This is a genomic window from Pyxidicoccus trucidator (assembly GCF_010894435.1).
Classification (GTDB): domain Bacteria; phylum Myxococcota; class Myxococcia; order Myxococcales; family Myxococcaceae; genus Myxococcus; species Myxococcus trucidator.
On the sequence record NZ_JAAIXZ010000016.1, the window covers coordinates 246799 to 267012 of the forward strand.

20 protein-coding genes are annotated in these 20214 nt (G+C 70.6%); 6 read left to right on the plus strand and 14 right to left on the minus strand.

Translation table 11 applies throughout. The features are described 5' to 3' along the window. The first annotated feature begins 83 nt into the window (after positions 1–83). Positions 84–1895, plus strand: a complete 1812-nt coding sequence (locus G4D85_RS36015; RefSeq protein ID WP_240359701.1) for an OmpA family protein — start codon at positions 84–86, stop codon at positions 1893–1895. 33 nt (positions 1896–1928) lie between these two features. Here the strand turns inward: G4D85_RS36015 and G4D85_RS36020 are convergent, their stop codons facing one another. Together G4D85_RS36020 and G4D85_RS36025 are read right to left on the minus strand one after the other, a co-directional pair. Continuing rightward, a complete protein-coding gene (locus G4D85_RS36020) occupies positions 1929–2453 on the minus strand; it encodes a TlpA family protein disulfide reductase (RefSeq protein ID WP_164018672.1) in 525 nt (174 codons plus the stop codon). 47 nt (positions 2454–2500) lie between these two features. Beyond that, on the minus strand, positions 2501–3577 hold the full coding sequence (locus G4D85_RS36025) for a CFI-box-CTERM domain-containing protein (RefSeq protein WP_164018620.1): 1077 nt from the start codon (positions 3575–3577) through the stop codon (positions 2501–2503). A 102-nt stretch (positions 3578–3679) separates the two neighbouring features. Between G4D85_RS36025 and G4D85_RS36030 the strand changes: the two genes are divergently transcribed. From G4D85_RS36030 to G4D85_RS36040, 3 genes are all read left to right on the plus strand, one after another. Further along, the gene (locus G4D85_RS36030) at positions 3680–3961 is read left to right on the plus strand and encodes a hypothetical protein (RefSeq protein WP_164018621.1); all 282 of its coding nucleotides are present in this window, start codon (positions 3680–3682) and stop codon (positions 3959–3961) included. Between the two features lie 80 nt (positions 3962–4041). After that, positions 4042–5298 carry a S1C family serine protease gene (locus G4D85_RS36035; RefSeq protein WP_164018622.1) on the plus strand — a complete coding sequence of 419 codons (1257 nt, stop codon included), beginning with the start codon at positions 4042–4044 and terminating at the stop codon, positions 5296–5298. Positions 5299–5449: 151 nt separating this feature from the next. Beyond that, positions 5450–5716 carry a vegetative protein gene (locus G4D85_RS36040; protein ID WP_164018623.1) on the plus strand — a complete coding sequence of 89 codons (267 nt, stop codon included), beginning with the start codon at positions 5450–5452 and terminating at the stop codon, positions 5714–5716. Positions 5717–5756: 40 nt separating this feature from the next. Here G4D85_RS36040 and G4D85_RS36045 read toward each other — a convergent pair whose 3' ends face one another. Continuing rightward, positions 5757–6500, minus strand: a complete 744-nt coding sequence (locus tag G4D85_RS36045) for an RNA methyltransferase (protein WP_164018624.1) — start codon at positions 6498–6500, stop codon at positions 5757–5759. A gap of 53 nt (positions 6501–6553) precedes the next feature. Here G4D85_RS36045 and G4D85_RS36050 point away from each other — a divergent pair, with 53 nt between their 5' ends. Beyond that, complete coding sequence (locus tag G4D85_RS36050; protein ID WP_164018625.1) at positions 6554–7144, plus strand: hypothetical protein; 591 nt, start codon at positions 6554–6556, stop codon at positions 7142–7144. Between the two features lie 73 nt (positions 7145–7217). Next, the gene (locus G4D85_RS36055; protein ID WP_164018626.1) at positions 7218–8177 is read left to right on the plus strand and encodes a phosphoribosylaminoimidazolesuccinocarboxamide synthase; all 960 of its coding nucleotides are present in this window, start codon (positions 7218–7220) and stop codon (positions 8175–8177) included. 32 nt (positions 8178–8209) lie between these two features. Here G4D85_RS36055 and purB read toward each other — a convergent pair whose 3' ends face one another. The 11 genes from purB to G4D85_RS36110 form a co-directional block, all read right to left on the minus strand. Beyond that, complete coding sequence (gene purB, locus G4D85_RS36060; RefSeq protein ID WP_164018627.1) at positions 8210–9523, minus strand: adenylosuccinate lyase; 1314 nt, start codon at positions 9521–9523, stop codon at positions 8210–8212. A 292-nt stretch (positions 9524–9815) separates the two neighbouring features. Then, positions 9816–12308: a bifunctional serine/threonine-protein kinase/formylglycine-generating enzyme family protein gene (locus G4D85_RS36065; RefSeq protein ID WP_164018673.1), complete on the minus strand. Its 2493-nt coding sequence runs from the start codon at positions 12306–12308 to the stop codon at positions 9816–9818. Positions 12309–12416: 108 nt separating this feature from the next. Further along, positions 12417–12872: a dUTP diphosphatase gene (gene dut, locus G4D85_RS36070; RefSeq protein WP_164018674.1), complete on the minus strand. Its 456-nt coding sequence runs from the start codon at positions 12870–12872 to the stop codon at positions 12417–12419. Positions 12873–12995: 123 nt separating this feature from the next. Further along, positions 12996–14006 (minus strand): M23 family metallopeptidase, encoded by a 1011-nt coding sequence (locus tag G4D85_RS36075; RefSeq protein WP_164018628.1) that lies wholly within the window; start codon positions 14004–14006, stop codon positions 12996–12998. Positions 14007–14014: 8 nt separating this feature from the next. After that, entirely contained in the window at positions 14015–14812 is a 798-nt protein-coding gene (locus tag G4D85_RS36080) for a hypothetical protein (RefSeq protein ID WP_164018629.1), read from the minus strand. Positions 14813–14975: 163 nt separating this feature from the next. Further along, positions 14976–17144 carry a polyribonucleotide nucleotidyltransferase gene (gene pnp / locus G4D85_RS36085; RefSeq protein ID WP_164018630.1) on the minus strand — a complete coding sequence of 723 codons (2169 nt, stop codon included), beginning with the start codon at positions 17142–17144 and terminating at the stop codon, positions 14976–14978. 385 nt (positions 17145–17529) lie between these two features. Then, the gene (rpsO, locus tag G4D85_RS36090; protein WP_163995723.1) at positions 17530–17802 is read right to left on the minus strand and encodes a 30S ribosomal protein S15; all 273 of its coding nucleotides are present in this window, start codon (positions 17800–17802) and stop codon (positions 17530–17532) included. 124 nt (positions 17803–17926) lie between these two features. Continuing rightward, positions 17927–18250, minus strand: coding sequence for a hypothetical protein (locus G4D85_RS36095; RefSeq protein ID WP_164018631.1), 324 nt, complete (start codon positions 18248–18250; stop codon positions 17927–17929). A 23-nt stretch (positions 18251–18273) separates the two neighbouring features. Continuing rightward, positions 18274–19143 carry a tRNA pseudouridine(55) synthase TruB gene (truB, locus tag G4D85_RS36100; RefSeq protein ID WP_164018632.1) on the minus strand — a complete coding sequence of 290 codons (870 nt, stop codon included), beginning with the start codon at positions 19141–19143 and terminating at the stop codon, positions 18274–18276. A gap of 32 nt (positions 19144–19175) precedes the next feature. After that, a complete protein-coding gene (gene rbfA / locus G4D85_RS36105; protein ID WP_163995726.1) occupies positions 19176–19535 on the minus strand; it encodes a 30S ribosome-binding factor RbfA in 360 nt (119 codons plus the stop codon). Next, complete coding sequence (locus tag G4D85_RS36110; RefSeq protein WP_164018633.1) at positions 19532–20170, minus strand: DUF503 domain-containing protein; 639 nt, start codon at positions 20168–20170, stop codon at positions 19532–19534. The genes rbfA and G4D85_RS36110 overlap by 4 nt, the downstream gene beginning before the upstream one ends. Positions 20171–20214 lie beyond the last annotated feature (44 nt).

A 20214-nucleotide genomic window follows, 5' to 3' on the forward strand; every position in this document is an offset into this window, starting at 1 on the left:
AGACTGTATCAATACCGGAGGGTGGGTCATTTCCTTTCACCCTCCGGTATCGGGTGCTAAGAGCCAGAGCCATGCGAGGCATCATGCGCGGTTCAGCCCCCCGACTCGCGGCCCTGGGTTTGTTGCTGGCAACGGTAGCGGCCCGCGCGGAACACGACCCATTCTCCCGTGGCTTCGACGCCGTCCCGTTGAAGCCCACCGCGGCGCAGCACAGCGGCATCGCGCTGGAAGGCGCAGCCTCTGGAGAGCCCGTCGGCAGCTTCCGGGGCGCGCTCCTCTTCGACTTCAACTGGCGCATCCTCTCGCTGAAGCTGGGCGACGAGAAGGTGGGGGACCTGCTGCCCTACCGGCTCGACGCGCACCTGCTCTTCGCGTACCAGGTGCACGAGCGGCTGGAGCTGGCGGTGGACCTGCCCGTCACGCTGCTGCAGGGCGACAACTTCAACCTGCTGAGCGACGCGCTGGACGCCCCGGACTTCCCCGGCGCGGCGGGCGTCAGCAGCACCACGCTGGGTGACATCCGCCTGCTGCCGCGCGTCCACCTGCTGGACCGCGAGAAGTTCCCCGTGGGCGTGTCCCTCGTCGCCGAGGTGCGGCTGCCCACTGGCAGCGCGTCCAGCTTCACAGGCGAGCGCGGCGTGCTCTGGGCCCCGCGCGTGGCGGTGGAGCAGCGCTTCACCTTCCTGCCCATTCCATTGCGCGTGCTGGGCAACGTGGGCGTCCGCCTGCGGCCGCATGCGCAGTACCTCAACCTGCTCGTGGACGACGAGCTGACGCTGGGCGCCGGCGCTATCGCGGAGCTGCCCAACCTGGGCCGCTTCACGGACGTGGAGGGCCTGGCGGAGATGCACCTGGCCACGCCGCTGGTGCGGCCCTTCAACTTCGACCAGGCGGACTCACTCAAGTCGCCGTGGGAGGTGCTGGTGGGCGCCCGCGCGAAGGTGTGGGGCAACTGGGGCCTGGAGCTGAACGTGGGCCGCGGCATCAACCTGTCCAGCGGCTACGGGCGCGAGGCGCTGCGGGTGATGTTCGCGCTGCGCTACGACGAGACGTTCCTCGACTCGGACGGCGACGGCGTGCCCGACATCCGGGACCGCTGCCCCACGGAGGCCGAGGACAAGGACGGCTTCCAGGACAACGACGGCTGCATGGACCCGGACAACGACGGGGACGGCATCGTCGACGGCGAAGACGGCTGCGTCATGGAGAAGGGCACCAAGGAGCGCAAGGGCTGCCCGGAGCGCGACACCGACGGCGACGGCATCATGGACGAGTTCGACAAGTGCCCGGACAAGCCCGGCCCGAAGGACTACGACGGCTGCCCGGACACCGACGGCGACGAGGTCCCCGACATCGAGGACGACTGCCCCGAGCAGTTCGGACCGCCGGAGAACAACGGCTGCCCGTTCGACTCGCCGCCCTACGTCTTCGTGGAGTCGGACCGCATCCGCATCAAGGGCAACGTGCTCTTCGAGACGGGCTCCGCCGTCATCCAGAAGCGCTCCTATCCGCTGCTGGACGAGGTCGCCACGGTGCTGCGGAAGAACCCCACGCTGGGGCCGGTGCGCATCGAAGGCCACACCGACAACCGCGGCTCGCGGGCCCTCAACATGGGCCTGTCCGACAAGCGCGCTCGCTCCGTGCTGGAGTACCTCGTGAGCAAGAGCATCGACCGCAAGCGCCTCAGCTCCGAGGGCTTCGGCTTCGACCGGCCCATCTCCACGAATGACACCGCGCTGGGACGCGCGAAGAACCGCCGCGTCGACTTCCGCCTCATCCGCTCCGAGGTGGAGACCGCGCCGAAGGAGACCGTCGTCCCCGCCGGGCAGCAGCCGCCCCCGGGGAAGGCCCCCGCCGGGGCGGCTCCGACTCCGGAGAAGAGCAACAAGCCGTAGCGATGGGGTACGGGGCGGCCTCGCGCCCCGCGGCTACTGCTGCTTCAGCGCCCGCTCAATCCGGCGGCGCAGGGCGTCCTCGGACAGGGCGCCGCGCTGCGCGTCCATCACCTTGCCGTCGCGGTCCAGGAAGTAGAGCGTGGGCAGCGCCGTCACCTGGAAGGCCCGGGCCACGTCGTCGCTCGCGTACACCACGTAGGGCTGGAGGTCCGGCAGGTGGCGCTTCACGAAGGCGTCCACCAGTCGGGACGCGCGGGGGCCGTCATCACGGCTGGCCGCCACGAAGACCAGCCCCTGGGGCTCGTACTCCTTGGCCAGCTTCACCAGCGCCGGCATCTCCTCGCGGCACGGCGGGCACCACGTGGCCCAGAAGTCCAGCATCACCACCTGGCCCTTGAGCTCCTCCAGCTTGAGCGTCCCGCCCCCGTGGCGCTGCAGCTCCATGGACGGCGCGGTCGTCCCGTCCGGCACCAGCCGCGCGCGCTGCGCCTCCATCACCCCGAGGTACACCACGCCCGCCAGCCCCAGGGCCGCCAGCAGCCCCAGCAGGACCTTCATCGTCCGGGCCTTCGGGGGCGGAGGGGGCGCGCCAATCGGTTCCTGCGTCACTCGAGTCCACTCCTCGTCAGGCGGCCATGCACCCGCCGCAGCACCCACCGCACCCCGCTCCGGGCCACCGGGCGCCGAGACACCCAGCCCGCCACTCCGGGGCCCCAGCGGTAGTAGCCCCGGATGAATCCCCGGCCGAGCGCGCTCTTCCGCAGCACGTCGTCACGGTACGCACGGAAGGCGACCAGCTCCGGCGCGCCCTCGCCAAAGGCCACCGTCGCCACGAAGCACGAGGACGCCGGGCTCACCCACATGAGCCGCTGGTTGGTGAGGTTCACCACCGCCTTCAGCTCTCGCGCCTCCGTGTAGAGGAAGGCCAGCAAGTCACGCCGGGCGGCGGGGAACTCCTGGCCGCTCGCCTCCTCGAACTCGATGCGCGTGGTGCCCGCGGGGCCCACCTCGTCCACCGTGAAGAAGTAGCGCTTGGAGCTGCGGCGGACCTCCACCTCCAGCGCGCGCAGCTCGCCGAAGTAGCCCAGGAAGGGCGTCTGGCACACCGGGCAGACGAAGCGGTTGTAGGGGTGGCTCGTGAGGAAGGTGAAGTCGTTCACCCGCTTGCAGCCGGTGTTGGGGCACACCAGCTTCACCGTCGCGTTGGGCGCGGGCCGCGGGTCATAGCGCGAGCCCCGCGTCTGCTTGTCGAACACCGGCGGCGGACGCGAGGGCGCCGTCACCAGGTGCCGCGTGGGGTGCGCCGCCCGCTCCAGTTCCTGCGCGCGCCGCCAGGCCGTCTCGGCCGCCTCCAGCCGGCCGTCCGCCGTGTGGCACAGCGCCTCGCCATGGGCCAGCAGCGCCGCCACCAGCTTCTCCAGCGCTGGCGCCGAGGCGGGATTCCGTCCGGCGGCCAGGGCCTCCGCCAGCACCTTCTCCAGCTCTGGCAGCAGCGCCTGCGCCGCCTTGCGCGAGGGGTCCTCGGCGCGGCGGTACACGGGCGGCTCGGGCAGGCGCGCGAACAACGCGGACGCCGCCGCCCGGACGCGCTCCACCGCCGCGTCTCCACGTCCCACATCCAGCTGCGCCGCCCGCTCACGGGCTGATTGGAAGAGCTCTTCGGGTTGCAAGCCCGCGGACATTAAAGGCCCCACCCCGCCCTGTCAGCGACTTGCACCCACCCGCGGTCGGAAACTGGCCACCCGCCCGGCGCCAGTGTATGAAGAGGTAGGAGGCTGTGAGAAATGGGAGCTCTGAAGTTCATCGTCTGGACGGCCTGCGCGGTGGGACTCGGCATCTTCCTGGCCACGGGAGAGGTGGACGGGCGTACGCCGATGGAGCACATGGAGCGGGCCTGGAAGCGCACCGTGAAGCCGTCCGCTGTCGATCGCGTGAAGGACGGGCTGGAGGACGCCTACGAGGATGCGAAGGACGCTGTCTCCCGGACGACGGATGCACCGCCCCGCGAGCGCATCAGCGCCGAGGACCGTGCAGCGGTGAACCGCATCATCGCTCAGAAGAAGTAACCCGTACGACAGGCCCGCTTCCGCTGGAAATCCCCACTCCTTAGCTTGCGCCAAGGCGGTGTTGGGGCGGAGGCGGGGCCATGGGCAGGGCCGGTGTCAGGGGCGTCGTATTCTTTGCCGCGCTGGTGTGCGCGCTGGTGCTGCCAGCGCAGGCCACCGGGCGCGGACGTGAGCGGCTGTGGCTCGAAGCCAGGAACCGCACGCTGAACCAGCAGCGCGCCACGCTGAGTGACGTGGCGCGGAGGGCGATGCCGGCCGTGGTGTCCATCACCACGAAGCAGCTCACCGCGGAGACGGCCGTCTCCGGCGAGGAGCCGCAGAAGGGCATCGGCTCCGGCTTCATCATCCACCCGGACGGCTACATCCTCACCAGCGCGCACGTGGTGGAGGGCGCGTCCGAAGTCACCATCTCCGTGCTGCACCCGCGCGGCGGCGTGGAGGAGTACGTGGCGCGCGTGGTGGGCGAGGACGACCGCACCGACTGCGCCCTGCTGAAGATTGATGTCCCACGCCGACTGCCGGTGCTGAAGCTGGCCTCCGCGTCGCATGTGCGCTCGGCGGACTGGATTGTCGTCATCGGCAATCCGTTCGGCCTGGCCCACTCGGTGACGGTGGGTGTGGTCAGCTACATGGGCCGCACGGACGTGACGCCCAACGGGCGCGATGGCGACTTCGACTACATCCAGATGGATGCGTCCATCAACCCGGGCAACTCGGGTGGGCCCGTGCTCGATTTGCACGGCGACGTGGTGGCGGTGGCCAACGCCGTCAACGTGGCGGGCCAGGGCATCGGCTTCGCCATCCCCATCGACATCGCCAAGACGGTGATTCCGCACCTCAAGGCCCACGGCCGCGTGCGCCGCGGGTGGATGGGCATCAGCGTGCAGGACTTCTCGCCCGAGGTGGCGGACGCCTACAACCTGCCGCGAGGCCGGGGCGTGGTGGTGACGGACGTGGCGGCGGGCGGGCCGGGCGAGCGTGCGGGCCTGCAGGCCGGGGACGTCATCGTCGGCCTGGACACGCGGCGCGTGCAGCGCGCCCACACCCTGCGCTGGCAGGTGGCCGCCCGGGGCGTGGGGCGGAACGTGCGCCTCAAGGTGCACCGCATCGGCCGGCCGATGAAGGTGACGGTGCGGCTGGAGGAGATGCCGGCCGAGGAGGCTCCGGCCCCTACCCTGGCCGCCAGCAGCCCGAGCCGCCAGCCCACCCGGGGGCAGTCGGTGTTGGAGGACCTGCTGTCGCCAGTCCCCCGCTCCAAGAGCTACCTGGCGCCCCCTCCCTCCCAGGAAGCGGACGACCTGGACCCGGGTTCAGAGGAAGGCGCACCCGGGCATTGACGGCGGGAAGGGGCCCCTTGGGCTCCCGGCATTCTCCGGCCTCCTTGCGTTCGGGTGATATGGGCGCTAGACAGTGCGCCTTTTTCGTACCCGGCGGCGGGTCCACCTCGGTGTGGCGCCGCGATTCCGCATCGTTGCAGGAGAGTTCCAGATGGCCGAGGCCCAGACGACGAAGCTCACCCATTGGCCGCGTACCGCCAAGGGCAATGGCAAGAAGGCGTGCACCGTGGAGGGCTGCAAGCGCCCCTACCGCGCCAAGAGCTTTTGCTTCTTCCACTTCAAGAAGTGGCGGCAGGGCGACCTGCCCCACTCCCGTTACCGCACCTGCTCCAAGGCCGACTGCCGCGTGAAGACGATGAAGGCGGGCCTGTGCGAGAAGCACTACGGTGAGACGTACAAGAAGGAGGCGGCGGCCTAAGGCCGTCGTCCCTCGCGGCGCCGGGGCATCCCCCTCTTCTTCAGGTGGAGGTGCCCCGCGCCACCGCGCGTCCCAGGTGCTTGAAGGCCGTGAGCCATAGCTCCGCCTCGCGCTGGGTGAGCCGCGCACGCATCAACGTCAACTCCAGCTCGTTCAGCACGTGCTCTGGCGCCTGCGGGTTGAGGAACTCCGCCTTGAGCATCACCTCGCGCATCCGCGTCGAGAGCGCGTTGAGCGTGCCCAGGCGCGCGCCTTCCTGGAGGGCCTCAGGCACCGGGGCCGCGGCCGACGTCTCCATTCCCTGCCGGTGGCAGAGGTAGAGCAGCACCGCCGCCGACTGCGCCAGGTTCATGGAGGGCTGCACGTCGGACGTGGGAATCACGAGCACGTCGGTGCAGCGCGCCAGCTCCTCGTCGGACATGCCCCGCTGCTCGCCGCCGAAGACGAGCGCCACCCGCCCGCGCTCGCTCTCCTCCGCCAGCTTGCGCACCGCCTCTTCCGGCGTCAGCGCCACCCGGCCCTTGAGCTGGGTGCGAGAGGTGGTGCCAACCGCGTACACGCAGTCCTTGAGGGCCTCGGGCAGATCGCGTGCCACGGCCATCCGGTCCAGCACGGCGTCACCCTTCACGGCCAGCCGCTCGGCGCCCCGGAAGGAGTAGGTGGCCGGGTCCGACAGAATCAGCCGTGAAAACCCGAAGTTGGCCATGACGCGCGCCACCGCTCCCATGTTGTCCGGTGAGCGCGTCTGGTGCAGGACAACGGTGAGATACTCCCCTGGACGCATGACTCCGAGTTTAGCTGGTTGATCCGGGAGGAGATCGGTATATTCCCGCTCGTATGCGTCGCTGGCTCCCTGGGCTGCTCCTCTCTCTCGTCACCGTCCTCACCGCTTGTGGCGAGGCCGGCAAGCCCGTGCTTGCCACGATGAGCGCGCGACAGGCCCTGACCAACCCGCCCGAGTTCCTCGAGTTCGAGTCTCCGGCGACGCGGCTGGAGCTGTTCCGCGAGGTGGCCCGGCAATCTGTCGTCGAGGCCGGCCAGGCCGCGCAGGCGCTGGTGCTGTTCCCCATGAGTCAGCAGGGGGAGCTGCTCGCGGCGCCGGGCTTCGACGCGAAGATGGACCTCTTCCAGTCGTGGGACGCGGGCGGCGGCATCCAGTTGGTGTTCGATGCGCGCGCCGGTGAGCGTTGGCCGGAGGACCGTCGCGAGGGCCTGCAGGGCCTGTCCGAGCGCGAGGCCGCGGAGCTGGTGGCTCGCACGCTGATTGCCCACTGGGGCATCCGTCCGGAGGGCACGGTGCAGGTGGACCGGGCCTCGGGCGCTCCCTACGCCGTCGCGTACGTGGACGGAATCCTGCGCATCAATCCGGCTTTCTTGTATCTGGCGGCGGCCTACGGTCCCGCTTCCCTGCCGGCCACGCTCCAGTAGAGTCGCGCGCCTCCCACGGAAGGCCCACCTTTCCCTCGCCACTTCCAGCGAGGAGGTGGACCGCGAGGCGCTTGTGGATACCTCCGCACTTCACGCTCAGCTTCCCCTCACGCTCAAGCAGACGGACCTGCCGTCGCTCGGCCAGCACTACCGCGGCAAGGTCCGCGAGACGTACCGGCAGGGTGACAAGCTCATCCTGGTGACGACGGACCGGCTCTCCGCGTTCGACCACATCCTCACCACCATTCCCTTCAAGGGCGAGGTGCTCAACCGGCTGTCCGCCTTCTGGTTCGAGCGCACGAAGCACATCTGCCCCAACCACGTGCTGGACGTGCCGGACGCGAACGTCACCGTGGCCCGCGCCTGTCAGCCCTTCGCGATTGAGGTGGTGGTCCGCGGCTACCTCACCGGCAGCCTGTGGCGCGACTACCAGAAGGGCACGCACACGGCCTACGGCCTGCCCTTCCCCGAAGGCCTGCGCAAGGACGAGGCCTTCCCCGAGCCCATCATCACCCCGTCCACCAAGGCGGAGTACGGCCAGCACGACGAGCCCATCTCCGAGAAGGAGTTGCTCGCGCGCGGGCTCGCCACGCCGAAGGACTGGGCGCGCGTCACCGAGGCCGCGAAGGGGCTCTTCCTGGAGGGCCAGAAGTGGGCACGCACGCGCGGCCTCATCCTCGTCGATACCAAGTACGAGTTCGGCAAGGTGGGCGACACGCTGTACGTCATCGACGAGATGCACACCCCGGACTCCAGCCGCTACTGGGTGGCGGACGAGTACGAGGCGCGCTTCGCCAAGGGCGAGGACCAGCGCATGCTGGACAAGGAGAACATCCGCCAGTGGCTCATCCGCGAGCGGAACTTCTCCGGCCAGGGCACCCCACCCGTCATCCCCGACAGCATCCGCGAGGACCTGGCCACCAAGTACCTGGCCGCCTACGAGCGGATTACCGGCGCGCCGCTGGCGCTGGAGCCCGGTGACGTGCACGCGCGCATCGAGCGCAACCTGCGCGCGAAGGGCTACCTGAAGTAACCCTCCGCGCGGCCGAGCCCTGCCGTCCGGGCCTACTCGCTCCGGCCGAACACGCGGCGGAACACGTCGTCCATGTGCCGCGTGTGGTAGCCCGGGGAGAAGCAGTCGGAAATCTCCTCGGGCGTCATCATCTTCGCCAGGTCCGCGTCCGCGAGCAGGGCCTTGCGGAAGTCGAGCCCCTCCTCGTACAGCTTCATCGCGTTGCGCTGGACGATGACGTACGCGGCCTGCCGGTCCATGCCCTTGCGCGCCAGCTCCAGCAGCAGCCGCTGCGAGTTCACCACGCCGCCGAGCAGGTCCAGGTTCTTCTTCATCTGCTCCGGGTAGACGCGCAGGTCCTCCATCAGCCGCGCGAAGCGGACGAGCATGAAGTCCATGAGGATGGTGGCGTCCGGGCCGATGACGCGCTCCACGGAGGAGTGGGAGATGTCCCGCTCGTGCCACAGCGCCACGTCCTCCATCGCGCTCACCGCGTAGCCACGCAGCAGGCGCGCCAGGCCGGTGAGGTTCTCGGACAGAATCGGGTTGCGCTTGTGCGGCATCGCGCTGGAGCCCTTCTGCCCCGCGGTGAAGGGCTCCTCCGCCTCGCGCACCTCCGTGCGCTGGAGGTGGCGAATCTCCACGGCGAACTTCTCGATGCTCGAGCCCAGCAGCGCCAGCGCGGTGAAGAACTCCGCGTGCCGGTCGCGCTGCACCACCTGGCTGGAGGCCGGCGCGGGCTTCAGGCCCAGCTTGCGGCACACGTGCTCCTCCACCGCCGGAGGCAGGTGCGCGAAGGTGCCCACCGCGCCGGAAATCTTGCCCACGGCGATGGTGTCGCGCGCGTGCTCCAGGCGCGTGCGGCCCCGGCGCAGCTCGTCGAACCAGATGGCCAGCTTGTGGCCGAAGGTAATCGGCTCGGCGTGGATGCCGTGGCTGCGGCCCATCTGGAGCGTGTGCTTGTGCTCGAAGGCGCGCTTCTCCACCGCGGCCGTCACCCGCTCCATGTCCTTCAGGATGAGGTCCAACGCGTCGCGCAGCGTGAGCGCCAGGGACGTGTCGAGCACGTCCGAGGACGTCATGCCCAGGTGCAGCCAGCGCGCGCTGGGCCCTATCCGCTCCTCCATGAAGGTGAGGAAGGCGATGACGTCATGCTTGGTGGTCCGCTCGATTTCCTCAATCTTCGCGGCATCGGCCGCGGTGAAGTCACCGGCGCGCTGGAGGCAGTCGGCCAGCGCCTCGCGGGGGGCGAGCCCTGCTTCCACCATTCCCTCCAGCGCGGCGAGCTCCACGTCGCGCCAGCGGCGGTAGCGGGCCTCGTCGGACCAGAGGGAGGACATCTCCTGTCGGCTGTATCGCGGAATCACGGGTAGACCTTCACGGCAAAGTCCGCCGCGCCGCGAACCGGAGCCACTCCGGCACGGCGTCGGTGGACGGACCTGACTTCCTGGCGGCGGTGACGCCCAGGGTCACCGCCCGCCCTTCCGGGTGCACCACCGCCAGTGCTCCCGGCCCACCCTTCTTGTCAATCAATGATGATGCCGCTGGCGCGCCGCGCGGCCCACGAAACGCGGGCCGTCGGGCTCGAAGCGAGCGCTGGTGAACGGATGGGGCCTCGGGCTCCGACCGCCGCAGGCGGGAGCGCGAGCGCCCGCCGGCTCACTGCCGGACGTCCGCGCAGCAGCGGAAGCCCACCGCCGGCAGGCGGTCCGAGGGGTTCCCATTCTTCCGGGCCGAGCAGCGCGACGCGTAGTCCGGCCGGTTGAACGCGCCGCCCTTCTGCGTGAAGTCCGCCGCGTCGAAGCGCGTGGACGTCCACTCCGCCACGTTGCCGGAGAGGTCCACCACACCGTAGCCGGACCGGCAGCGGGTGAACTGCCCGGAGGCCGCCAGCGTCCGGTCGTCTCCCGCCGCCGTCTCGGTGTTGCAGGCGTCGGCGTCGTACGGGTTGCCGTAGGGGAAGCGCGCGTTGCCCGGGCCCTTGCAGGCCTTCTCCCACTCTGGCTCCGAGCACAGCCGCTTCCCGGCGTCCTTGCACAGCGCGAGCGCCTCCTCCCAGGTCACCTCCACCTTCGGCGGCGCGTCAGCCTGGTTGGGGTACTCGTGCTCATCCACGCAGAACGAGGGCACCTGGACGCTGGTGAGCGGACGCTCATCGACCAGGGTCATGTCGTCGTCCGGTCCCGTCCCCATCTTGAAGGCGCCGCCGCTCACCAGCCGCATCCCCACGGGGCAGCCGCCCCCGGAGGCGGCCACCGCGGGCGCTCCGTCATTGGACGGAGCAGTCCCGGGGACCAGGGGCGACACCTTCGCCTGAGGGTGGCGCAGGCGCATCAGCACGTAGCCCCCGCCCAGGCCCAGGGCCAGCCCTCCGATGATGAGGAACACCAGCCACAGCATCGAGCGCGGCTTCGCCTTCGCGGCGCGGACGGCCTGCTGCGTGGGCAGGGCGGCGATGCGCGGGGCCGAGCGGGCCGCGGAGGTCGTCGGCGAGTCCAGCCGGCGCGCCCCCGAGCGGGCCCCTGACATCGCGGGAGACGAGTCCAGCGTGCGGGGAGCGGTGCGGGCACCGGAGACCGCCGGGGCGGAGTCCAGCGTGCGTGGAGCGGTGCGGGCGCCAGAGACGGCCGGGGAGGACTCCAGCGTCGGCATGCTGGAGCGTGCGCCCGAGACGCTCGGCGCGCCCTCCAGCGTCTGGGCATTGGAGCGGGCATCCTCCATGCGCGCCGAGGCGGCACGAGGCTGGGCGGCGACCGCGGGCGCCGAGGGACGCGGCGGCCCCCCCAGCGAAGGCACCGGGCCTGACGGACGCGGCGGCGAGCCCAGGGAGGGCACGGGCCCCGACGGACGGGGCGCCGGGGCGGCAGCGGCGGGCGCCTTCGCCGCGGGCGGCGCGATGAACGGCAGGGCCTGCTCCGTCAGGCGCTGCGAGGGATGGCCCGCCGCAATCGACGGATGGGCACCGCCCATGATGGCGGCCAGCGTCGCCGCGTCGAGCGGCTGCGTGGCGTCCGGCGGGGGCGGCTCCTCCTCGTGGGACGTGTAGGGCCTGGGCGCGGCGACTCCGGGCGAGGCCACTCCCGGCGGAGGCGGCTCGTTATTCACTGCCGGGAGCATGCCGGTGGGCACGGGCGGCGGCGGCGGGGGCCTGGGCGGGACCTTCGCCCCACCGGCCTGCGACGCGCCCGCGGCGGAGAGCGGTGCCCGCTGGCGCGTGACGACGGCCGCCGGAGAGCGTGAGAGGACGCCGGCGAACTCCGCGTGCAGCTCCCCCGCCGTCTTGGGCCGGGCCAGCGGATTGGGGTTGAGCGCGCGCCGGTAGAGCGCCTCGAAGGAGGTGGGCAGGTCCGGGTGGTGCATCGTCAGCCCGGGGATGACGCCCTCTTCCGGGAGCAGTCCGGTGACGAGCTCGCCCATGATGACGCCGAGCGAGTACACGTCCATGCGCGTGTCCAGTTCGCCGCCAGCGACATACTCCGGGGCGATGTAGACGTCCGCGCGGTGGCCCTTCTGGGCCTGGGTGAAGGGCAGGTGCGGCACGGCGAGCCCCAGCCCGTAGTCCGTCACCTTCAGCAGGTCCGGCAGGACGATGACGTTCTCCGGCTTGAGGTCGGAGTGCGGCCCGAAGCGGTGCGCGGCGTCCAGCGCGGCGGCCATCTGCGCCAGCAGCGGCTCCACGTCCTTCAGCGAGAAGAGCTGCCCGCGAGAGACGCGCTGCTCCAGCATCCGCCGCAGCGTCATCCCCTCCAGCAGCTGCATGGTGAAGAAGGGCCGGTCCCCGTCCTGGCCCTCTTCGTACACGCGGAGCAGGTTGGGGTGGTTGAGCTTCTTGCCCACCCGAAGGGACAACGAGAACTGGGTGCGCTCCTCCGGCTGCTGCACCAGGCGCTGGTGCACGACCTTGAGGGCCAGCTCGACGTCAATCTCCTGGTCCTGGGCACGGAAGACGAAGCCCATGGGCCCGGAGCCCACCACTTCCTGGATGGCGTAGCGGCCGGCGACGACGTCCCCCGGCTTGTAGGGAGCGCCCTCCAGTCCCCGTCTGCGCGCGGCACCCGCCGCCTGGCGCGACGCCGCGTCGTACTTCAGCCCGCAGGTGGGACAGGTGTCTGTCGTCGGTGGGACGTGGCTGCCGCAGCGGTGGCAAAGCAAAGCAGTCAAACTCCAGGGGCCAGTCGGGGGTGGCCACCACGGGGGGCGGCTAACCTCATATTCTGCCCGTTCCCCTGACAGCAAGGAACGACGAGCAGGGTCCCCGGGCTAGCGGCCGGTAGAACCGAACCCGTTCGACCCCCGCGACGTGGAATCGAGCACCTCCACCTCTTGCAATTCCACTGCGGTAACGGGCGCTACGACCAGCTGCGCCACGCGGTCGCCGCGACGCAGCGTGAAGGGTTCCCGCGAGAAGTTGACGAGGAGGACCTGCACCTCGCCCCGGTAGTCCGCGTCCACCGTACCGGGTGCGTTGAGCAGCGTGACGCCGTGCCGGAGCGCGAGCCCCGAGCGGGGACGCACCTGGCCTTCGTACCCGGGCGGTAGGGTGAGCGCGAGGCCCGTGGGCACCGCCATCCGTTCCAGCGGCCCCAGCACGCGCTCACCGTCGATGTCCGCGCGCAGGTCCAGGCCGGCGGCCAGCTCCGTCTCATAGCGGGGCAGCGGCAGCGGGTCCGGATGGGCGCGCACGCGACGCACCCTCACAATCAGCGGAGAGGCCATGTAGCCCTTCATGCCACACCGCCCCACTGACGCCAGTTTTCCGGCCGGGGGGCCACGGCTCCGGTTCCGGTTCCAGTTCCGGTCGTGATTCTGGAGCTAAGCGGCGCGAGGACCGCCCGCGGCTCAGGGACTGACGTCCCTCGCGACAGTCCGGAGGGCGGTGCGGAACTTCAGCGGGTCCATGGGCCGCGAGGCGAGCTCCAGCTGGTAGTGCAGGTGCGGCCCGGTGGAGCGGCCCGTGTTGCCCGAGCGCGCGACAAGCTGCCCCCGCGTCACCCGCTGTCCCACCGTCACCACCAGCTCCGAGTTGTGGCAGTACGCCGTCGTCACTCCTCGGCCGTGGTCCAGCACGAGGACGCGGCCATTCACGGCGTCCTCGCTCGCGCGCCGCACCACGCCCTCATCCACCGCCACCACCGCCGTGCCGGTGGGCACGCCCAAGTCGACGCCCGTGTGCATCTTCCGCGTGCCCAACACCGGGTGGATGCGCTCACCGAAGGGGCTCGTCACGCGCGCGCCCTCATGGACGGGCCAGGCGAGGCCGAACGCGGTGGCCAGCGCCAGCGCCTGTGCAGCGCCCACGGACGCGCCCTCGAAGCCCGGGGGCAGCTGCCCCGCCAGTCGCTCCAGCGTGGGCGCGCCACCCTCCGCGGTCACCCGCTCCAGCGCGTAGCGCGCGGGCACCCGGCCGACGAACAGCGCCGTCAGCCGCGCCTCTTCCCCAGGGAAGTCCGCCGCCAGCGCCGTGTGCAGCCTCCGCGCGACGACGGGGCCCTCCGCCGAGTCCAGCAGGGCCGTGGAGGACACGCCCACCTCCGCCGCCAGCGCCAGCACCGGGCCGCGTGCGGAGACGTCCAGGCCCTTCAGCGCCAGGTGCGTGCCCCAGGCCAGCGCCTCCGCGTCCGTGAGCGGGCGCGCCAGCGGAGCCTCGGGGGCCCGCAGCGGCTCGGACAGCGACGTGCCACTCATGCCGTCGTAGTACGCGAGCACCGGGCGCGCGGTGCTCCGCGTCCCGGTGGCCCACGCCACGCCCCTGCGCACCAGCGCCCCCGCGGGCGTGTGGTGATACGCCGCCCACAGGCACAGGACGGCCATGCAGAAGTCCAACAATCCTCGTGCGCGGCTCGGGAACATGGGGCCTCTCAGCGCAGGAAGGACAGCACCGGAGACGCATCCACCACGGCGGCCACCGCCAGTGGCACCACCACCGCGCACCCCACCAGCCCGCGCCGCAAGGCCCCCTTCCCGCCTTCCGCCTCACAGGCCGCGTCCGCGTGCTGGAGGTTGCGCAGCACCGCGCGCCACCCCAGCGAGGCCAGCACGCCCACCAGCGTGGCCACGGCCAGCCCGCGAGCCATTCCGTCCGCCACGCCGTCCCCCATCAGCTCGCGCCAGGACAGGTACACGGTGCCCTGGACGAGCCGCGCCACCGCGCACGCGCCCGCGAGCGCCACCGCCGCGGTGGCCAGGGGCCTCAGCCACCGCATGGGCGTGGGCCGCCGCAGACAGCGCGTCCACAGCGCCCGCCATGAGGGCTTCGCGGCCTCCGTGCCCAGCGCCGCCTTCCACGCCTCCGCGGGCTTCGGCGCGCTCGACTCCCGGTAGCCCAGCGCGGGCAGCGCCAGCACCAGGTCCGCGGACAGCTCCCACGCCAGCGCCAGCAGGCGGGCCAGCCGGGTGCGCAGCTCCAGCGACAGCCACTCCACCATGGGCGCGGTGACGTCGTACCGGCCGACGAGCGAGTCGAAGGTCGCGTCCGCCCGGTCCACCACCGCGAGCAGCCGGTCATCCAGCGTGTCCGCCGCGGAGTGGACGCCCACCGCCACCAGCGCCAGCAGCCCCAGCGGCATGAAGGCCCACCGGAAGCCGCCAAGGAAGCGGGATACGTCGGCGACAAAGCTCGAGGATGGCGGCGAGGCGGCGGGCGGGCGGGGCGGCACGGGGCCTCCGGGACGGGGCTCGCACCTCCAACGCACGGCCCTCCCCCCCGGGTTTAAGCCATCGCCGCCGGAAACGAAAACGCCCCCTCCCGCGCGGTGGCGGAAGGAGGCGTTCAGGGCTCGAGCCCTCACGGGCCCGAGCCAGCCTGCGTCAGGGCCCGGACTAGGCCTTGGCGTCCGGCTGCGTGGCCTCGGGGGCCGGCTGCGCGGGCAGGCTTTCGCCGGCCGGCTGCTGGGCCGCGGCACGCTCCGCCATCGCCTCCTTGCGGGACAGGCGGATCTTGCCCGTCTTGTCGATGCTGACCACCTTCACCAGCACCTCGTCGCCCTCCTTCAGCACGTCGGACACGCTCTTGACGCGCTTGTCGGACAGCTCGGAGATGTGGATGAGGCCGTCGGTGCCCGGGAACAGCTCCACGAAGGCGCCGAACTCGGCGATCTTCCGCACCGTGCCCGTGTAGACCTTGCCAATCTCCGCCTCGCGCGTGAGCGCCTGAATCATGGCGATGGCGGCCTTCACCGCGTCGCCGTTGGCGCTGGCGATGTCCACGCGGCCCGAGTCCTCGATGTTAATCGCGGCACCCGTGCGGGCGATGATGTCCTTGATGACCTTGCCGCCCGGCCCGATGACGTTCTTGATGAACTCGGGACGAATCTGGATGGTGGTGATGCGCGGCGCGTACTGGCTGATCTCCTTGCGGGGAGTGGCCAGCGACTTGAGCATCTCATCCAGGATGTGGATGCGGCCCTGACGCGCCTGCTCCAGCGCGCGGCTCATGATCTCCGTGGTGAGACCGGTGATCTTGATGTCCATCTGGATGGAGGTGATGCCCTTCGTGGTGCCGCACACCTTGAAGTCCATGTCGCCCAGGTGGTCCTCGTCACCGAGGATGTCCGAGAGGATGGCGATCTTCTCGCCCTCCTTCACCAGGCCCATGGCGATGCCGGCCACCGGGGACTTGATGGGGACGCCCGCGTCCATCAGCGCCAGCGTGCCGCCGCAGACGGAGGCCATGGACGAGGAGCCGTTGGACTCGAGGATGTCCGAGACGAGGCGCAGCGTGTACGGGAAGGACTCGCTCTTGGGCACCATGTTGCGCAGCGCCCGCTCCGCCAGCGCGCCGTGGCCGACTTCACGACGGCCCGGGCCGCGCAGCGGCTTCGTCTCATTCACGCTGAACGGCGGGAAGTTGTAGTGCAGCATGAAGCGCTTGAAGGCCATGCCGCCCAGCATCTCCAGGCGCTGCTCGTCGTCGCTGGTGCCCAGGGTGGCCACCACCAGCGCCTGCGTCTCGCCGCGGGTGAAGAGCGCGCTGCCGTGGGTGCGCGGGAGCACTCCCACCTCGCACGTAATCGCGCGGACCACGTCGTGCCCACGGGCGCCGATGCGGCCGCCGTTGACGGTCATCTCGCGCATGTGCTCGTACTTCAGGTCCTCGACCACCGCCTTGGCGTGCTTCTCCACCAGCGGGGTGTAGCCGTCGCCGAGCTGCTCCTTGAGCTTCGCGAGCGTCTCCTTCTTCGCCTTGGACAGGGCGTCGTAGCGGGCACCCTTCTCCTTGATGCCATAGCCGGCCTTGATGGCGTCCATGGCCAGCTCACGCACCTTGGCGCGCAGGCCCTCGTCCACCGAGGCGGGCTTGTCGAAGGAGCGAACCTGCTTCTTCAGCTCGCGGCGCAGCTCGTCCTGCAGGTCCAGCGCGGGCTGCGCCGTCTTGAAGCCGAACTCGAGCGCGGCCACCATGTCCGCCTCGGACACCTCTTCCGCGCCGCCCTCGACCATGACGATGGCCTCGCGGCTGACGGCCATGACCAGGTCCAGGTCGCTCTGCTCACGCTGCTTCGCGGTGGGGTTGGCGACGAGCTGACCGCCGATGCGGCCCACGCGGATGCCGGCGAGGGGGCCGTTGAACGGGATGTCCGACACCCACAGCGCCGCGGAGGCGCCGGTGATGCCGTGGATGTCACCCTCGTTGTCCGGGTCCGAGGAGATGACGCTGGCGATGACCTGCGTCTCGTACGCGTAGCCTTCCGGGAACAGGGGACGCAGGGAGCGGTCCACCAGACGGCTGGCCAGCGTCTCCTTCTCCGTCAGCCGGCCCTCGCGCTTGAAGTAGCTGCCGGGGATGCGGCCCGCCGAGTACAGCTTCTCCTGGTACTCCACCGTGAGCGGGAGGAAGTCGATGTCCTTCTTCTCGCGGGCGCTCACCGCCGTCACGAGCAGCATGGTGTCGCCGTAGCGCACCACGACGGAGCCGTCGGCCTGCTTCGCCATGCGGCCCACTTCAATGCTCAGCTCGCTCTCACCAATCTTGACGCTCTTCTTCAACATGTCCGTGCCTCTGGGTACTTCAGGGGCGAGGACCCCACCGCACGCACCCGGCCCGCAAATGGAGCCAGGAACCCCGGGAGGGCCCTCGGGGTGTATGAGCGGTCGCCAGGGCCTGGGACAGGCGCACGACAGGCAACCGCCAGCCTGTACTGCGGAGGGCGCTTGCGGAGCGCCGGAGGGATGTCTCGGAACTTTTGATCCCTGATCGCACCGGCTGACCCTGTGTCAGCCGGTCCGAACGGAAACCAAAACCTCCGACGGCACCACTCCCTTGCCCGCCTCCACCCACCGCGCTTCTCTTCTTCTACGACGTCACTTCCTACCGCCTACGGCTCAAACGCGCGGGGCGCTGGTTGTGCCAGCGCCCCGGTTGCTGCTCAGCGGACTACTTGCGGATGCCGAGACCCTCGATGAGCTTCTTGTACCGGGTCACATCCTTGGACTTGAGGTAGTCCAGCAGCCGGCGCCGCTGACCGACCAGCTTCAGCAGACCGCGCCGAGAGTGGTGGTCCTTCTTGTGGGTCTTGAAGTGCTCGGTGAGCATGTTGATGCGCTCGGACAGCAGCGCCACCTGCACCTCGGGAGAGCCCGTGTCCGTCTCGTGCGTACGGAACTTCGCCACCAGCTCCGTCTTGCGCTCGGTATGCAATGCCGACATGTGTCGCTTCCTTCGCCCACTCCGGTGTGAGGACGGCTCGAGGCACCACGGTCCGCGGAGGGGTACAGACCGGGTCTCGTCCTTCTAGAGAACGGGGGGCTTATAAGCGCCGCCCCCCGCAGGGTCAACCTTCGACGCCTGCCTGTCGGGGCCCTGGAGCCTTCGACAGTGCGAAGAAATACAGCTTCAGGCCGGTGGATAGTCCCCCGCCCCCGCGGGCCAGCTCCTCGCCCGCCCGCTCGCCCATGGCGATGTGGAGGTAGAGCCCCGAGCCTCCCCGCTCGCCCTTCAGGTACTGCCGGACCCGGGGGTAGAGCTTGAAGAGGGACTCCAGCACGTCCCCCACCCCGGCGTTGGCGGGCATGCCCAGGCTCAGCTCGCGCCGGCCCTCGAAGGCGCCGCGCAGCGCGGGCGCCACCACCACGGAGACTTCGACGGCATGGGCCACGGAGGACAGGAGGCCCCCTCGCCCTAGACGAGCACGCGCAGGTAGCGCAGCCGGCCGGACACCACTTCCGCCACGGCCAGCAGTGCGCCGTCCGGGCCCATGACACGCACCTTTCCAGCGCTGCCCGCGGGCACCTCCACCGGCACGCCGTGGGACACGCGCTGGGCCTCGGCCGCGCCCACCCGCACCTCGGGCATCTCCACCAGCGCGTCGGCCATGGACAGCAGCCGGGGCGCCAGCGCGCCGTCCCGCGCCAGGGCCGGAAGGTCCGCCAGCGGCAGCGCCTGGGCCAGGGTGAAGGGGCCGCTGTGCGTGCGCCGCAGCGCCTCCAGGTGGGCGCCGCAGCCCAGCGCCCGGCCCAGGTCGAAGGCCAGCGTGCGGACGAAGAAGCCCTTGGAGCAGCGCACGGAGAGCTGCAGCCGGTCCGCCGAGTAGTCGCGCAGCACCAGCTCGTACACGGTGACGTGGCGGGCGGCCCGCTCCACCTCTTCGCCGGCGCGCGCCAGCTCGTAGAGCCGCTTCCCGGCCACCTTCACCGCCGAGTACATGGGCGGCACCTGGTCGAAGGAGCCCCGGAAGCGCGCCAGCGCGGACTCCAGCAGGGCGGGCGTCAGCGGAGGCACCTGCGCCTGCGCCGTCACCTGCCCCTGCGCGTCCTGGGTGTCCGTCTCCGCGCCCAGGCGCACCGTGGCGTCGTACGCCTTGTCTCCCTCGGTGATGAAGCCGGCCACCTTGGTGGCCTCACCCAGGCACAGCGGCAGCACGCCGGTGGCCATCGGGTCCAGCGTCCCCGTGTGGCCCACCTTCTTCAGCTTCAGCAGCGAACGCACCTGTCGCACCACGTCAAAAGACGTGGGGCCCGAGGGCTTGTCGATGACCAGGACGCCGTCCATGTCACGCCAATATTGTGGGCCCGGGGCTGGAACTACCAGCCTTCCTTGCTCCGGACCTCGCGGAGGAGACGGTCAATCTTGTCCCCCTCGCCGACAGACTCGTCGAAGGAGAAGAAGATTTCGGGCGACACGCGCAGGTTGACGGTGGACGTCACCTCGCGGCGCACGAAGCCCTTGGCGGCCTCCAGCCCCTTCTGCGTGTCGGCCCGCTCCTGCTCGGTGCCAATCATCGAATAGAAGACCTTGGCCACGCGCAGGTCCGGGGAGACCTTCACCCCCGTAATCGTGATGTAGCCGATGCGCGGGTCCCTCAGCATGCCTCGGGCGAGCAGGTCGCCGATGGCCGCCTGGATTTCCTGCCCCACCCGCTCCGGTCGGGAATGCGTCGTCATTTCTTCTCCCAGTCTCGCGGATTGCGCAGGGTGCGGGCCCGGGCCCGCGCCTCGTCCAGTGTCATCCGTCCACCGCCCGACGGAGACGGGCGGCCCGTACCCGGGCCTCCCTCGTTGTCGCCTTCATGCCGACGCTCCCAGTCCCCCAACCCCTCCGCCTCCGCCAGCGACGCCTTCTCGCCCCGCAGGAACCGGGCAATGGCGGCCTCTGACTGAGCCGCCGCGGCCTCGGGCGAAATCTCCTCGTCCCAGGAGTCCTCGTCGCCGTCCTCTTCGTCGGCCGAACGCAGGCCCGGAGCCAGCCCCCGGCCAGGCGAGCGCGTCCCGCCTTCAGAGAACAGCTGGTCCCCGAAGCCGAGGATTTCCGTCTCCCGCGCCATGAGCGGGGCGACGTACATCTCCTCGACGAAGTGGATGATCTTCTCCAATTGCTCGTCCACGTGGCGGCGGTCGTTCCCTACCACGGCGAGAGCGACCGCGGCCTTCTGCCAGAGATCCTGGTCATCGACCTCGGCCACGGCCACGTTGAACCGTGCCTTGACCCGGTCCGTCACCCGGCGGAGCACCTGTCGCTTGGACTTCAGCGAGCCGCTGTCCGGAATCTGGAGGGTCAGGCGTGCGACACCAACAAACATAGAAGTCCCCCAGCCGCCAGCGGCCGCGCCTGTGGGAGGCCGGC